The 13634-nt window shown below is 72.5% G+C and carries 12 protein-coding genes; 9 read left to right on the top strand and 3 right to left on the bottom strand.

The window, feature by feature from the left end; translation table 11 throughout:
• Positions 1-24 precede the first annotated feature (24 nt).
• Together ACIBI9_RS54825 and ACIBI9_RS54820 are read right to left on the bottom strand one after the other, a co-directional pair.
• Positions 25-690 (bottom strand): DUF2993 domain-containing protein, encoded by a 666-nt coding sequence (locus ACIBI9_RS54825; protein ID WP_397235398.1) that lies wholly within the window; start codon positions 688-690, stop codon positions 25-27.
• 72 nt (positions 691-762) lie between these two features.
• A complete protein-coding gene (locus ACIBI9_RS54820) occupies positions 763-1014 on the bottom strand; it encodes a MoaD/ThiS family protein (protein ID WP_397235397.1) in 252 nt (83 codons plus the stop codon).
• A 176-nt stretch (positions 1015-1190) separates the two neighbouring features.
• Between ACIBI9_RS54820 and ACIBI9_RS54815 the strand changes: the two genes are divergently transcribed.
• The 3 genes from ACIBI9_RS54815 to ACIBI9_RS54805 all read left to right on the top strand — a co-directional run bounded on the left by ACIBI9_RS54815 (position 1191) and on the right by ACIBI9_RS54805 (position 5915).
• On the top strand, positions 1191-1883 hold the full coding sequence (locus ACIBI9_RS54815; protein WP_185070386.1) for a response regulator transcription factor: 693 nt from the start codon (positions 1191-1193) through the stop codon (positions 1881-1883).
• Positions 1884-1982: 99 nt separating this feature from the next.
• A complete protein-coding gene (locus tag ACIBI9_RS54810) occupies positions 1983-5444 on the top strand; it encodes a tetratricopeptide repeat protein (RefSeq protein WP_397235396.1) in 3462 nt (1153 codons plus the stop codon).
• A 102-nt stretch (positions 5445-5546) separates the two neighbouring features.
• Entirely contained in the window at positions 5547-5915 is a 369-nt protein-coding gene (locus ACIBI9_RS54805; protein WP_397235395.1) for a hypothetical protein, read from the top strand.
• A gap of 55 nt (positions 5916-5970) precedes the next feature.
• Here the strand turns inward: ACIBI9_RS54805 and ACIBI9_RS54800 are convergent, their stop codons facing one another.
• Positions 5971-6639 (bottom strand): 2'-5' RNA ligase family protein, encoded by a 669-nt coding sequence (locus tag ACIBI9_RS54800; RefSeq protein ID WP_397235394.1) that lies wholly within the window; start codon positions 6637-6639, stop codon positions 5971-5973.
• 117 nt (positions 6640-6756) lie between these two features.
• Between ACIBI9_RS54800 and ACIBI9_RS54795 the strand changes: the two genes are divergently transcribed.
• From ACIBI9_RS54795 to ACIBI9_RS54770, 6 genes are all read left to right on the top strand, one after another.
• A complete protein-coding gene (locus tag ACIBI9_RS54795; RefSeq protein WP_397235393.1) occupies positions 6757-7356 on the top strand; it encodes a dienelactone hydrolase family protein in 600 nt (199 codons plus the stop codon).
• Positions 7353-7721, top strand: coding sequence for a VOC family protein (locus ACIBI9_RS54790; RefSeq protein ID WP_397235392.1), 369 nt, complete (start codon positions 7353-7355; stop codon positions 7719-7721). The genes ACIBI9_RS54795 and ACIBI9_RS54790 overlap by 4 nt, the downstream gene beginning before the upstream one ends.
• Positions 7722-7792: 71 nt before the next feature.
• Positions 7793-8443, top strand: a complete 651-nt coding sequence (locus ACIBI9_RS54785; RefSeq protein ID WP_397235391.1) for an ATP-binding cassette domain-containing protein — start codon at positions 7793-7795, stop codon at positions 8441-8443.
• Positions 8427-9647, top strand: coding sequence for a hypothetical protein (locus tag ACIBI9_RS54780; RefSeq protein ID WP_397235390.1), 1221 nt, complete (start codon positions 8427-8429; stop codon positions 9645-9647). Before ACIBI9_RS54785 ends, ACIBI9_RS54780 begins: the two co-directional genes overlap by 17 nt.
• 10 nt (positions 9648-9657) lie before the next feature.
• A complete protein-coding gene (locus ACIBI9_RS54775) occupies positions 9658-11355 on the top strand; it encodes an ABC transporter permease subunit (RefSeq protein ID WP_397235389.1) in 1698 nt (565 codons plus the stop codon).
• Positions 11352-13634, top strand: a complete 2283-nt coding sequence (locus ACIBI9_RS54770) for a hypothetical protein (protein WP_397235388.1) — start codon at positions 11352-11354, stop codon at positions 13632-13634. The genes ACIBI9_RS54775 and ACIBI9_RS54770 overlap by 4 nt, the downstream gene beginning before the upstream one ends.

The following is a 13634-nucleotide window of genomic DNA, read 5'->3' as shown; positions in this document are numbered from 1 at the left end:
ACGTCGGGCCGGTCCGGTTCAGCGTCATCCACGGATCGGCACGTCAGACGCTTCGGCCGAGATCTCCAATCCTTCGGCCACGCTCTTGACCCCGGTCACCTTCACGTCGAAGGGCAGCTTCCCCTTGAACTTGATGGTGTAGGAGACGAGCGACGCGAGCTGGTCGGGCACGCCCTCGATCTTCTCGGCCTGGATCTTGATGCCGCCGTCGGCCAGCTCGACCCGCATCTCGGCGTTGAACTTCACCTTCTGCACCCCGACCGTCACCTCGCCCGACGCCGTGAGCCGGTTGCCGTTGCCGCCGATCTTGACGCCGCTGGGGGCGTACTTGTCGATCGTCGCCCTGGTCAGGGTGCCGCTGATGGCCACGCGCCCGGCCTGGATGTTGGCTCTGTTCTGCAGGACGTCCGCCAGGGGAGCCGTCACGTCGTAGGCGGCGCCCCGGAGGTTCTTGATCGGCACGCCACCGTAGGTGAACGTGCCGAGATTGAACCGTACCTCCGGATAGTGCCCTGAGATGGCCTGCGTGAGAAAAGGGATGCCCTCAATTGTCACGGTCGGCTTGTCGGAGAGGTCGGTCGCGGCCGCGATCCGGTTCGAGAGATCGCGCTCCACGCCCGCCACTGCGACCCGGTCGACGGCGACAAGGAGAATGACCAGCACGATCAGGAAAATGATCAGCTTCCGCATGGGGCTCCCTGTCTGAGGCGGGGGTCAAGAGCCTATCGACTGGCCTCACTCATTCCCCCACGGAACGCCCCATCACCCGCCCGCGAACGGCGGCAGCACCTCCACGGTCGCCCCGTCGGCCAGAACGACCTCGTCATGAGGGCGTTTGCCGACCGGGTGGCCGTCCACGAGGAACGAGCAACGCCTCACCACACGTGCCAGATCTGCACGATTTTGTGTGATTTTCGTCATGAGTTCACCAAGAGTGACCGCGTCGAACGGCTCCTCCGCCACTCCGGCCGCCTCCTTCGCCGCAGCCCAATAACGTACCTTTCCCGTGGCCATGGGCACCTCACTATCGCTTTCTGGTCTATTGTGCGTCGCCCTTAACAAGGTTGTTTCGGGAGACGCGCTGTTCACCTGCTGGACGCGCAATGGACGCGACTTACTCGTGGGATATCCTCACCTACGGGACCTGGGCGACGTAGCCCCCGGGTCCTTGCGTGTTTGAGGAGGCCGTAATGAGCAACCTGCTCCTGCTGACCAACGCCCTCGAGCCGTCCGCCGAGGTGCTTCCTGCGCTGGGCTTGCTGCTCCACTCGGTCCGGGTCTCGCCCGCGGAGGCGTCCGCGCTGATCGACACGCCTCCGGCCGACGCGGTCCTCGTCGACGCGCGGAAGGAGCTCGTGCAGGCCAAGAGCCTGTGCCGGTTGATCCGCACGACCGGCATCGACTGTCCGCTGCTGGTGATCGTCACCGAGGGCGGGCTGGCCGCGATGACGGCCGAGTGGGGCGTGGACGACGTGCTGCTCGACAGCGCCGGCCCGGCAGAGGTGGAGGCGCGCCTGCGCATGGCCACGGGCCGCATCTCGCAGGCCGCCACGGAGGAGGTGCCCGACGAGATCCGCAGCGGCGACCTGTCGATCGACGAGGCCACCTACACCGCGCGGCTGCGCGGCCGGGTGCTCGACCTCACGTTCAAGGAGTTCGAGCTGCTGAAATACCTCGCCCAGCACCCGGGCCGCGTCTTCACCCGCGCCCAGCTGCTGCAGGAGGTCTGGGGTTACGACTACTTCGGCGGCACCAGGACGGTCGACGTCCACGTGCGGCGCCTGCGCGCCAAGCTCGGCACCGAGTACGAATCCCTCATCGGAACGGTCCGCAACGTCGGCTACCGCTTCGTCCCCGACCGGCAGGACACCGCCGCCGTCTGATCATTGACAGAGCCACCCGCCGATGTGACAAATTGTCGTTGAGGCTGTTTCACATCTGTCATACGAGGACACCGCCGTCCCCAGATTGGTGGTGTCGGGGTGGGTCTGTTCCGGTCGTTGGTGGACGAGGGCGCCAGGCCCCGCGTTTACCGGCGTAACGAGACCATTTGCTCGCCGTTGCGGCCCGCCAACCAGGTTTACCTCATCGACCACGGCTACGCCCGCGAATACACCCCCGCGGGCGAGCGCGAGGCCATCCACGACCTGCGCGGCGCCGGTGACCTCGTCGGCGAGCTCGCCTTCTGGAACCCCGCCGAGCGCGCCAAGGTGGACGCGCTGACCGAGGTAAGGGCCTGGCCCATCGACATGCGCCGGCTGCGCGAGCACGCCGCCGCAGGTCCGGCCGTGGCCACGGCGCTGGTGCAGGAGCTGTTCGCCAGGAACGTGGCCGCCCGCAGGCACGAGTCGCTGGCCCGCGCCCCCGTCGCCGCCCGGCTGGCCGTGTGGCTGCTGCACCTGGACGAGCGTTACGCGCTGGCCTCGGAGTCCGCGCCGCCGCTGTCCATGGAGACGCTGGCCGACCTCGTGGGCAGCTCCCCCGACGTGGTGCAGCGCCAGCTCACGCAGTGGGTCCAGCGAGGCTGGCTGGTGCGGCCCGGCTACCGGCGGCTGCGCGTCGAGGATCCGTCCGCGCTGCGCGACCTGGCGGGCGGCTGGGAGCACCTGTCGGAGCCGTGGCAGGGACGGGTGACGCCGTTCCTGACCAGGCCGGGGGCGCTCGCGGAGCCGCTGCCCCTCGGCGAGGTGCCGAAGCCGCGCCAGCTCTCCGCCGACGTGCCCGACTTCACCGGGCGCCAGCAGAGCCTGGACCTGCTCACCGCCTGGCTGGAGCGGCCCAGGCGGACGAACACCATGATCGTCCAGGGCCTGCCCGGCGTGGGCAAGACCGCGCTGGTGACGCACTGGGGACACCTGCACGCCGGCCGGTTCCCCGACGGCCAGATCGTGATCGACCTGCGCGGGCAGTCGCCGAGCCAGCCGCCGATGACCCCGGCCGAGGCGCTCGGGCAGATCCTGCGCTCGCTCGGGGTGGGCGAGCACATGCCCGCCGACGACGAGGCCGAGCTGACGCTGCTCTACCGCAGCAGGATCGCCGGGCGCAGGCTGCTGCTCATCCTCGACAACGCCGCCGACCCGGCGCAGGTGCGGGCGCTGCTGCCGGGCGGCAAGGACTGCGTGGTGCTCGTGACCAGCCGTACGCGGATGGCGCCCCTGCGGGCCACCGGGCACGCCGACCTCATGGACCTGCCGGTGCTCGACCCGGGCAACGCGGTGGCGCTGCTGGTGGCCGTGCTCGGGGAGCACTCGCCGCGGGCCGCCGACCGGGACGCGCTGGCCGAGCTGGCCAGGGTGTGCTCGTACCACCCGTTCGCGCTGCGGATCTCGGCGGCCAAGCTGGCCGAGAACCCCGGGCTGAGCGTGCAGAAGCGGGTCCAGGAGCTGCGCAGGCCGGGCACGCTCCTGGTGGGCGATCCGGAGGAGGCGTTCAGGTCGGCGCTCGACCTGGCGTACGAGTCGCTGAGCCCTGGGCAGCGGCGGGCGTTCCGGCACGTGGGGCTGCTGCCTGGCCGGGACTTCACGCCCGAGGTGCTGGCCGCGGCGCTCGGCGTCCCGGTCGGCGAGGCCGTGGTTGCGGTGGAGGGGCTGCACCGGGCCTATCTCGTCGAACCGCTGGCCGGGCCGCGCTACCGGGTGCACGACCTGGTCAAGCGGCTGGCCAGGGAGCTGGGCAGGCACGCCGAGGCAGGCGTGCGGGAGGCCAGGGCGCGGCTGCTCGACCACTACCTGGCGGTGGCGACCGACCCCGCGACGGCGCCCGAGTGGTTCGAGGCCGAGCGGCGCTCGCTGGTCTCGGCCGTGCGGCTGGCCGAGGAGAGCGGCGCCCAGGGGATGGCCTGGCGGCTGGCCGAGGCCGTGTTCGAGCCGTTCAGGAAGCTGCGGTACAACGAGATCAACCTGGAGATCCAGCAGGCCGGGCTGACCTCGGCGATGCAGGTGAGCAACCGGCGGGCGATCGCGCGCATGCGCAGCAACCTGGGCTCGATCCACCGGGACATCGGGCCCTCGACGCTCGCGGCCAGGTTCATCGGGGAGGCGCTGGAGGAGTTCGCCTCGCTCGGCGACGCCGAGGGGCGGGCCCGCGCGCTCAACGACCTGGCCGAGGTGCACGGCATCGCGGGCAACAACGAGGAGGCCCTGCGGTGCGCGGGTGAGGCGCTCGACCTCTACCGCGAGATCGGAGACCTGGCCGGGGTAGCGAGCTGCCTGCACACGCTCTCGCGGCTGCACGTGTCCCAGGAGCGCTACGAGCTGGCGTTGCAGCACGCGGGCCAGGCCCTGGAGGTACGGGAGCAGCTCGGCGACCGCAGGGGCACGGCGCAGAGCCTGATCATCCTGGCCACGGTGCAGCGGAACCTGGGCGAGCCGAACGCGGCGCTCTCCGAGGGCCTGGAGGCGCTGTCGATCTGCCACGAGCTCGGCGACGAGCACGCCGAGGCCGAGACGCTGCTCTGCCTGGCCGAGATCTACGACCTGCTGCGGCTGCCGCACGACGCGCAGCGGGACGCCGAGCGGGCCCTGTCCGGGTACACGGCGACGGGCGACCAGCACGGCTGCGGGCGCGCCCTGTGCGCCCTCGGCCGGATCGCGCGCAACGGCTCCCGGTACGACGAGGCCCTCGCCTACTACGAGCAGGCGCTGGCCGTGCAGGTGGAGCTCCACCACGAGCAGGGCAAGGCGGAGACGCTCGGGGACATCGGGCTGGTGCACTGGCGGCTGTCCGACTACCTGCGGGCCGACGACTACCTCAACCAGGCGCTGACGATCAGCCGGGTGATCCGCGACGAGCCGGTGGAGGCCCGCATGCTCAACCGGCTCGCGAGGGTGCGCAGGCGGCAGGGGCTGCCGCACGTGGCGTTCGTGTACGCGCTCGAAGCCCTGGACATCGTGCAGGGCATGGGCAACCGGCGGGCCGAGGCGGACGTGCAGGAGACGCTGGCGAACACGTACCTGTCGCTGGGGCAGCACCAGCCCGCGCTGCGGGCGGCCAAGGCGTCGCTGGCGATCAGGGAGGAGCTGCGGGACAACCGCGCCAGCGCGCTGCTGTCGATGGCGCAGGCGCTGCACACGGCGGGCGAGCCGCAGGAGGCGCTGAAGCTCGCGTGGGAGACGGTCGAGCTGCAGAACGAGACCGGCACGAAGGACCGGTGGGCGGCGGCGCTCACGACGCTGGCGATGGTGCTGCTGGACCTGGGCCTGGCCGGGGAGGCGCTGGTCTACGCGCGGCAGGCCAGGGACGTCCATCTGGAGTGCGGGACCAGGCGGGACCTGGGGTGCGCGCTGCGGGCGCTGGGGCTGATCTCGGCCAGGCTGGGGAACCGGGGCCCGGCCGGCGGCTATCTGCGGGAGGCGCTGCGGCTGCTGGAGGAGGTGGGGGACGTCTTCGAGGTACGGCGGGTGTCGGAGGATCTTCGCGAGCTGGGGACCAGCCCCACATCCTGAAATATCGCTAAAAGTCGTGAAATCTCGGATGTGAGGTCGCAGATCTTCTCCGGAAATTTCCGTTAGCTGGTGCTACCAGCTACTCCAACGGGGGTGATCCGGATGCTCAAGAACCATCTGCGTCGAGACCTTCAGTGGCTCAAGCGCCAGGCGCGCAAGGACAGGCGGATCACAGTTGTCCTGCTCACCGGCGTGCTGGCCGCCTGGGTCCGCCAGCTCCCGCCGTCGGACCTGCTCGGCGGGTCCCCGACCCTGCTGGCCCTCTCGCTGGGACTGCTCGCCGGCTCGGGGGCGGCCTGGCTGATGTCGGCGTACCTCGTCACCAGGACCCTCAAGGCGCGCAGGGAGCCCGCCGAAGAGCTCCGGTGGATCTCCAGGATCAGCCGGGGCAAGGAGTGGGCCTTCTGCTCGCTGAGCGCCTATGTGGCCTGGCACCTGCTGCAGTTCGTCACGGCGGTGGTGCTGGGCTGACCTGGACGGCGGCGGGGTGCCACCCTCGGAATGGGGCCCGGGTGGCACCCCGCCGTCACGCCCGGCCCAGCTGGGCCTCCTCCAGCGCCTTGACGTGGATGCTCGCGTCCGCGAGGACGAACTGCACGATCTCCGCCGTGTCCAGCTCGGCCAGGCCGAAATCGACGTCGGCGTGGGCGTCGCACCAGTCGACGATCGGGCGGGCGTCGGCGAGCGGGCCGGCGAAGTGGACGAGGCTGACGTACCAGCGGTCGCGTACGCGTCCGTGCTCCAGGTCCCGAACCCCGCGCGAGGCCATCGCGCGGGCGAACCGCTCCCACAGCCTGACCAGCGTGTCGTCCTCCGGGTGGCCGCAGACCAGGACGCCGCCGGGATGGGGGCTCACGCCCGCCAGCCGCACCCGTGCGGGCCCGACGCCCTCCGCCGCCTCGGCCAGGGCGTCCCGGTAGATCTCGCGGAGCGGGTCGCCGGCCGGGATCTGATCCCGGTAGGGCTCCAGGGACCTGAGCGTGACGTGCAGGGTCCGCCGGCCGTGCACCCAGTGTCCCGGCGCCTCTATGGTCCCGGCCAGCGCCGCCAGCCGGTCCAGCACCTCGCCCGAGGGGCGGAGCACGGCCGCCGCTCCCCACCGCCTCGCGCCCTCCACCATGGGACTGTCGTGGGTCGCCCGGCCCGCCAGCAGAGCCGCCCGCCCCTCGATCTGGAAGTCGGCGAAATCGGACATCCGTGCAGTATGCCTGATCACGCCGTACTGCCGCGGTGGAAACGTGGTCCGATCCCGCCACGGATAGAGCGGGGCTTGTGCGGGCAGTGGCAGGTGGACGGCAGGGAGGTGGGGCACGTGTCCGGCGATCTGGTCGTTCCTGACGCCGCTCATGGAGTGGTGGTGTTCGCGCACGGCAGCGGCAGCAGCCGGCTCAGCCCGCGCAACCGCTACGTGGCCGGGGCGCTCAACAAGGCGGGGCTGGGCACGTTGCTGTTCGACCTGCTCACGCCCCAGGAGGAGGCCGACAGGGCGAACGTCTTCGACATCGGGCTCCTGGCCGAGCGGCTGCTGGAGCGTACGCGACGGCTGCGCGAGCAGGAGGAGGCGGCGGGGCTGCCCATCGGCTACTTCGGGGCCAGCACCGGCGCGGCGGCGGCGCTGTGGGCGGCGGCCGAGCCGGACAACGCGATCTCCGCGATCGTCTCGCGCGGCGGACGGCCCGACCTGGCGGGGCCTCGACTCGCGGCGGTACGCGCGCCTACGCTGCTCATCGTGGGCGGCCGGGACCCGATCGTGGTGAAGCTGAACGAGGAGGCTCAGCAGCGCCTGCGTGCCGAGAGCCGCATCACCGTCGTGCCCGGGGCGACCCATCTGTTCGAGGAGCCCGGCGCGCTGGAGACCGTGGCCGAGCACGCCAGAAACTGGTTCACGACTCATTTCAGGGGTCCCGCATGAGCTTCCGGTGGTCGACCGTGTGTCTGGAGGCGCTCGACGGGCCGGCGCTGGCCGCCTTCTACCGCGAGCTGCTCGGCTGGCGGGTCAAGGAGGAGGAGCCCGACTGGGTGGTGCTCGCCGCACCGGAAGGTGGCCCCGGGCTGGCCTTCCAGAGCGACCCCGGCTTCGTCCGCCCGGCCTGGCCCGCGTCGCCCGGCAGGCAGCAGATGATGATGCACCTGGACATCGAGGTCGACGATCTCGACGCGAGCAGCGCCCGCGCTGTCGAGCTGGGCGCGACCGTGGCCGACTTCCAGCCACAGGACGACGTACGCGTGCATTTCGACCCGGCCGGGCATCCCTTCTGCCTCTGGGTGAACGGGTAACGAGGGGCGGACACGTAGCGGGAGCGGCCAATTACGTTGCCGTGATCCACTCTTTGTGAAAACGTCGAGTGGTGGTCGAGGTTCCGCCGCTTCTTGAGCTGTCCGGCCTCGCCTGGCAGGCGCACGGCACGCGCCGTGCCCTCGCGCCCGACCCCCTGACCGTCGGACCGGGGCACACCGCCGTGGTGGTGGCCGCCGACTGCGCCGAGGCCGACGCGTTCACCGACATCCTGGTCGGCCTGGAGATGCCCGACGACGGCCAGATCCGCATCCACGGCCAGGAGATCACCCTGCGGCTGCCGGCCGAGCGCGAGATCGGGCTGATCCCGGCCGGGGCGGGCCTGCTGCCGCACCTGACCGTCGAGCAGAACCTCGCGCTGACCGCCCGCGACGACCAGGCGTCCCCGCCCATCCGCGGCATGGTCGCGTACATGGCCAAGAAGACCGACATCCAGGGCTTCCTGCGGTCGAGGCCGCACGAGCTGGCCCATGACGAGCGGCTGCACGTGGCGCTGGCCCGGGCCCTGTGCCGGCGGACGGCGGTCAAGGTGATGGTGGTCGAGGACCGCACCGGCTGCGGGCCCTGCCACGCGGCCGTGAGCGCGGCGCTGGGCACCGATCCCAGCCTGGCCGTGCTGGTCGTCACCGACGACCGGACCAGGGTGGCCAGCCTCGCCTCCCCCTCGCGCTTCTGGGAGATCACCGATGCCCCTGAGCCGTAGAACGTTGCTGGCCGCGCTCCCGGCGGCGGCTCTCGCCGGCTGCGCCGGCGAGCGGCCGCTGCAGGTGGCCGTGGTGTGGAGCGGCGAGGAGCTGCGGCGCTTCCTCGGCGTGGTCAAGGAGTACGGGCGCCCGGTCCACGTCTTCTCGGCGGGCGACAACATCGCCGCCGTGCTGCGCGGCCCCGCGGAGGAGGTCGTCCCCGACGTGGCCGTGATCCCGAGGCTGGGCCTGCTCTTCGATCCGATGATCCGGCCGCGCGTCCGGCCGTGGGCCGGAGACCACAGGCAGCGGGAGTTCTGGCGCGGGCTCGTGACGCCGCCCGGGAGCCACGAGGAGCTCGGCGCCTGGTTCAAGCTCGCGCACAAGTCGCTCGTCTGGCACCGGGCCGGGGAGTACACGCCGCCCGCCGACCTGGCCTCCTGGCAGCCCTCCCCCGGCAGCCTGGCGATCGGGGCGGCCGACGGGTGGGTGCTCAGCGACTGGTTGGAGAACGTGCTGCTCGCCTTCGCCCCCGAAGTCTACGGCGGCCTCTTCCCGCCCGGGCTGCCGGGCAATCCCGACTGGTGGAGCGCGCCGCAGGTCACGGACGCCCTGGAGCTGCTCGGCACGATCTGGCGCGGCGCGTTCACCCCCGAGCAGGCCCGGCGGGCGCTCACCATGCAGTTCCACGACTCGATCTTGGACGTCTTCGCCTACCGCACCGCGGGAGTGGTGGCCGCGCCGGACTTCGCCCTGCCGGTCATCGAGCGGTACGGCGGCAAGGGCGTCGCGGCGCACTTCCGGTTCCCCGCCTACGGGAGCAACCCTCCCCCGCTGGTCGTCGGCGGCGACGTGGCGGTGGCGATGCGGGACGGCCCGGCGCACGCGGTCGAGTTCGTCAACTGGCTGACCAGGCCGCGAGCGAGCGGGGAGCACGACGCGCTGACCGGCTGGGTCGCCGACGGCGGCTTCCTGACGCCGTTCACGCCACCCTCCCACGCGTTGCTGCGCGGGCCCGCCCAGGAGCTGAACGCCGCCGTGAACGCCCACTACGACCTGTCCGACCGGCTCATCGGCGGCCTGGAGGGCGGCGACGGGCGCGGGCTGTGGCGGGTGCTCACCGAGCTGTTCACCGCCGTCGCCGTCAACGCGGTCGATCCCGCCACGGCCGCGGGCGCGGCCCGCGACAAGCTGGTCGCGGGCAGCAAGGAGGGCGCCCTGTGAAGGAGACGCTGTGAGCGAGCGGAACGCCTTCCTGTTCGAGGTCGCCTCGCACCACGACGCCAGGATCCCGCTGGCCGGGCACGGGATCGGCCGCCTGCGCGCCTCGCTCTACCTCCTCCTGGCGGTCCTGCTGTCGGCGGGCGTCATCCTGGTCCCGCTCTGCGCGACGGTGGTGCTCAGCCTCTCCGGCGGGCCCGGCGCGTACGACGTGCTGCTCGACGGCCGGGTGCTCCAGTCGCTCGGCAACTCGTTCATGTGGCTGGTGCTGGCCGTGGTCGTGTGCGCCGTGGGGCTCGGCCTGGCCTGGCTGGCCAGGAACGCGGGCCCGGTGCTCGGCGGCGTGCTGCGCTTCCTGCTGGTGCTGCCGGCCGCGGTGTCCCCGCTCACCACGGGCGCGATCTTCCGGCTGATGTTCGACACCAACCCGCGCCGCGGCCTGGTCAACGCCCTGTTCGGCACGGAGGTGGCCTTCCTCGGCCCCGTGTGGATCTGGGTGGTGTTCGGGCTGGCGCTGGTCTGGCAATGGGCCGGGGTCGCGTTCCTGGTCTTCCACGAGGCGCTGGCGCGGCTGCCGACCAACCTGCTGCGGATGGCCAGGGCGTTCGGCGTCGGGCGGCGGCGCAGGCTCTGGTCCGTCGTGGTCCCGGCGCTCGCCGGGCCGGCCGCGCTGGCGTACCTGTTCGCGCTGGCGGCGGCGGCCCGCGTGTTCGACGTGGTGCTGATGGGCGCGCCCGGGTCGATGCAGGCCGAGATCGAGGGCGGCGGGCTGTTCTGGTGGCGGCACCACGGCGACCTGGGCGACACGCGGGCCTCCGCGCTCTCCGTGGGGCTGTCGGTCCTCGTGGCCGTGATGGCGGTGCCCGCCCTGTTCGGGCTGCGCGGGCGGGTGACCTGGGCCGAGCCGGTGGTCCCGCCGCCGCCCCGGAAGGGCTGGCGGATCTGGCTGCTGTGCGCGGCCGTGTCGGTGCTCTGGGTGCTGCCGTTCCTGGTGCTCGTGCTGACCTCGCTGCGCGACCCGGTCGCCGCGGCGCTGTCCGGGTGGTGGGGCGGCGGTCCCTGGACGCTCGGCTCGTACACGGAGGCGCTGGCCGACGGCGGGTTCGCCGGCGCGCTCGGCACCACGTTCCTGCGGGCCGTCGTGGTGGTGTGCCTGGTGCTGCTGGCCGCCGTGCCGGCCGCGTACGTGCTGGCGCACGAGCACCTGCTGCCGCGCCGGGCCTGGCGTCCGGTGCTGCTGGTCGCGGTGGCCCTGGCCGTGCTGCCGCCGCAGGCGTTCGCGGTGCCGCTGCAGCGCTGGCTCAACCCGGTCGTCGGCACCGCTCCGGCGCTGGCCATCGTGCACGCGGCGCTGGTGATCCCGCTGGCGGTGCTGGTGCTCTACAACGCATTCGTCCGCGTGCCGGCCCCCATGCTGGCGCGCGACCGCTGGGAGCTGTTCCACGTCGTACGCGAGGCGCGCCCCGCCCTGGTGCTGGCCGCGGTCCTGGCGTTCGTCCTGGTCTGGAACGACACGGTCGTCGGGCTGCTGCTCAACTGGCCGTCGGGTGATCACCTGCCGCTGATCCTGCTGGAGCAGGCCCGCCACTTCATGAGCGCGGCCGGGCCGCTGGCGGCGCAGTCGGTGATCGCGACCGCAGTGCCCGTGCTGCTGGTGGTCGTCACCGGGCGCTGGCTGTACCGGGGGCTGACGCGAGGGGTGCGCCGATGACGGATATCTCGCGAAAGGACCGGCTGCGCTTCCGCCTGTCCCGGCTCTCCCGGCAGGCCGGGGCGCACCTGCCCGAGCTGGGTCTAGGCGGGCTGCTGACCGCCGGCGGCACGGTCCTGTTACTGCAGGAGAAGCTGATCGAGCGGGCGACGGAGTGGCTGCCCGCCTGGCTGCTCGTCATCCTGATCGTCTCCGTGCCGGTCGTGGGCGGCTGGCTCACCCATTTCGTACGCAGCCGCCGTAGGACGACCCCACCCCAGACGATCTTCCAGCGCCTGCCCTTCCCCGACAGGATCGACGGGCTCGTCGGCAGGGACGCCGAGGTCCAGCAGGTCAGGGAGCGCGCGAAGGAGCGCGGGATCGTCGTCGTGCAGGGCGCGATGGGCATGGGCACGTCCTCGGTGGCGGTCCTGGCCACATGGGACCTGACCGCGGACGCCCGCAAGCAGCGCTACGCCGACCTCCGCGGCCCCGACAGGGACCACGCGGAGACGCCGCTGAGCGTGGCCCAGCGGGTCCTGCGCACCCTCGACCGGCCGCCCGGCGCGATCCAGGAGCCGGAGGACGCCACCGCGCAGGTGATCGAGGCGCTCACCGGCACGGACCGGGTGCTCCTGCTGGACAACGTCAGCACCTGGAGCCAGATCGCCTGGCTCCCGCCCCGGGTGCCGGGCGCGCACATCGTGGTGGCGGGCACGTTCACCGACGAGCTGCCGCAGCACATCGAGCCGATCCAGCTCGGCCCGCTCGCGCCCGAGGCCGGGCAGGCGCTGCTGGCCCGCCACATCGGCGACGACCGCGTCAACCGCGACCCGAAGGCGCTCGGACTGCTGGTGGACGCCTGCCTGGGCAGCCCGCTGGAGATCGTCAGGATCGGCCGCTGGCTGGCCCGCAACCCCGGCGTCGCGCTCCAGTCCCTGGTCGACGACCTGCGGAACCTGTCCGTCGTCAAGACCCTCGACTTCGTGCTCAACCTCAGCATCAGGCAGCTCAGGCCGACGGCCAAGCAGCTGTTCGTCCTGCTGGCGGGCCTGCCGATCGCCGAGGTCGACCACCGGGCGGCCGCCGCGCTGCTCGGCGTGCCCTCCGCCGCCGACGCGATCGGGGAGCTGGCCGATCTGGGCTTGGTGGAGAACGTACGGATGACGCGCGTCAGGGTGACCGGCGCGTTCCCCAGCGGCACGCCCGGACCGCCTCCCTCGCCGAAGGACGCCGCGGCCTGGCGGCGGCTGGTCGAGCACTTCGCCGACGAGGCCGACTCGTTCGCCGCCCTGTTACCCGGCGAGGAGGCCCGCGCCTGGTTCGCGATCGAGGACAGGGTGCTGCTGCAGGTGCTGGCGCACGGGAGCCCCGTGCCCAAGACCGCCCGGGCGCTGGCGCGCATCGCGGACGGGCTGGAGACCTGGTTCCGGCTCGAACAGCGGCACGAGGACCGGCTGCGGGCCGCGGAGGCGCTGGCCAAGGCGGCCAAGGCGCTGCGCGACGAGCACGTGCAGGCCACGGCCGAGCTGCGCCAGTGCGCGATCCTGCTCACCTGGGGCGACCCGACCAGGGCGCGCCAGCACTTCAACCGGGCGGCCAGGCTCCGGGTCAGGGTGGAGTCGTGGCCCGCCGAGCTGCACCTGGAGCACGCGGCCATCCTCCTGGCCGCCGGCGACGAGTTCACCGCCGTCGAGTCGGCGCTCGTGCGCTACGGCCAGGCGCTGTCCGGCGGCGACCTGGCGGGGCACTCGCTCCGGCTGATCAACGTGGCCGCGCTGCTCCTGCGCAAGGGGCAGACGCTCGACGGCGACGGGCGCGACCCCGAGGCGCGCCGCCTGTACGCCGACGCCCGCGCCGTGCTGTTCGAGTCGCTCGACCTGGCCACGCGGGCCGACGACGACGAGGCGGCGGCGCACGCGCAGGAGCTGCTCGCGCTCGCGCACCACTACCTGGGGCTGCGCTTCGACGCGAGGTCCAACCTGAAGGAGGCCGAGCGGCTCTACGTGGAGACCGCGGACGAGATCGGGCGGGCCCGCTGCCTCGTACAGCGGGCCGGGGTGCTGCTGGAGGAGCCCGATCACCGTCCCGAGGAGGTCGTCGCGCTGCTGGAGGAGGCCGAGCCGCGCCTGCCCCCGACGGGGGTGAGCACGGCGCTGGCCCACCTCCACCTGGCCCGGCTGCGGGCCGAGAGCGCCGCCGAACACCGTGAGGCGGGGCTGGCGGCGCTCTCCCCCTGGGACGGGATCGCGGAGCCGCGGCAGGTCCGCGAGCTGCGCGCGAGCCTGTCGCGGCTGTGA

The organism is Nonomuraea sp. NPDC050451 (assembly GCF_044458585.1).
This window is presented reverse-complemented; position numbering and strand designations above follow the sequence as displayed.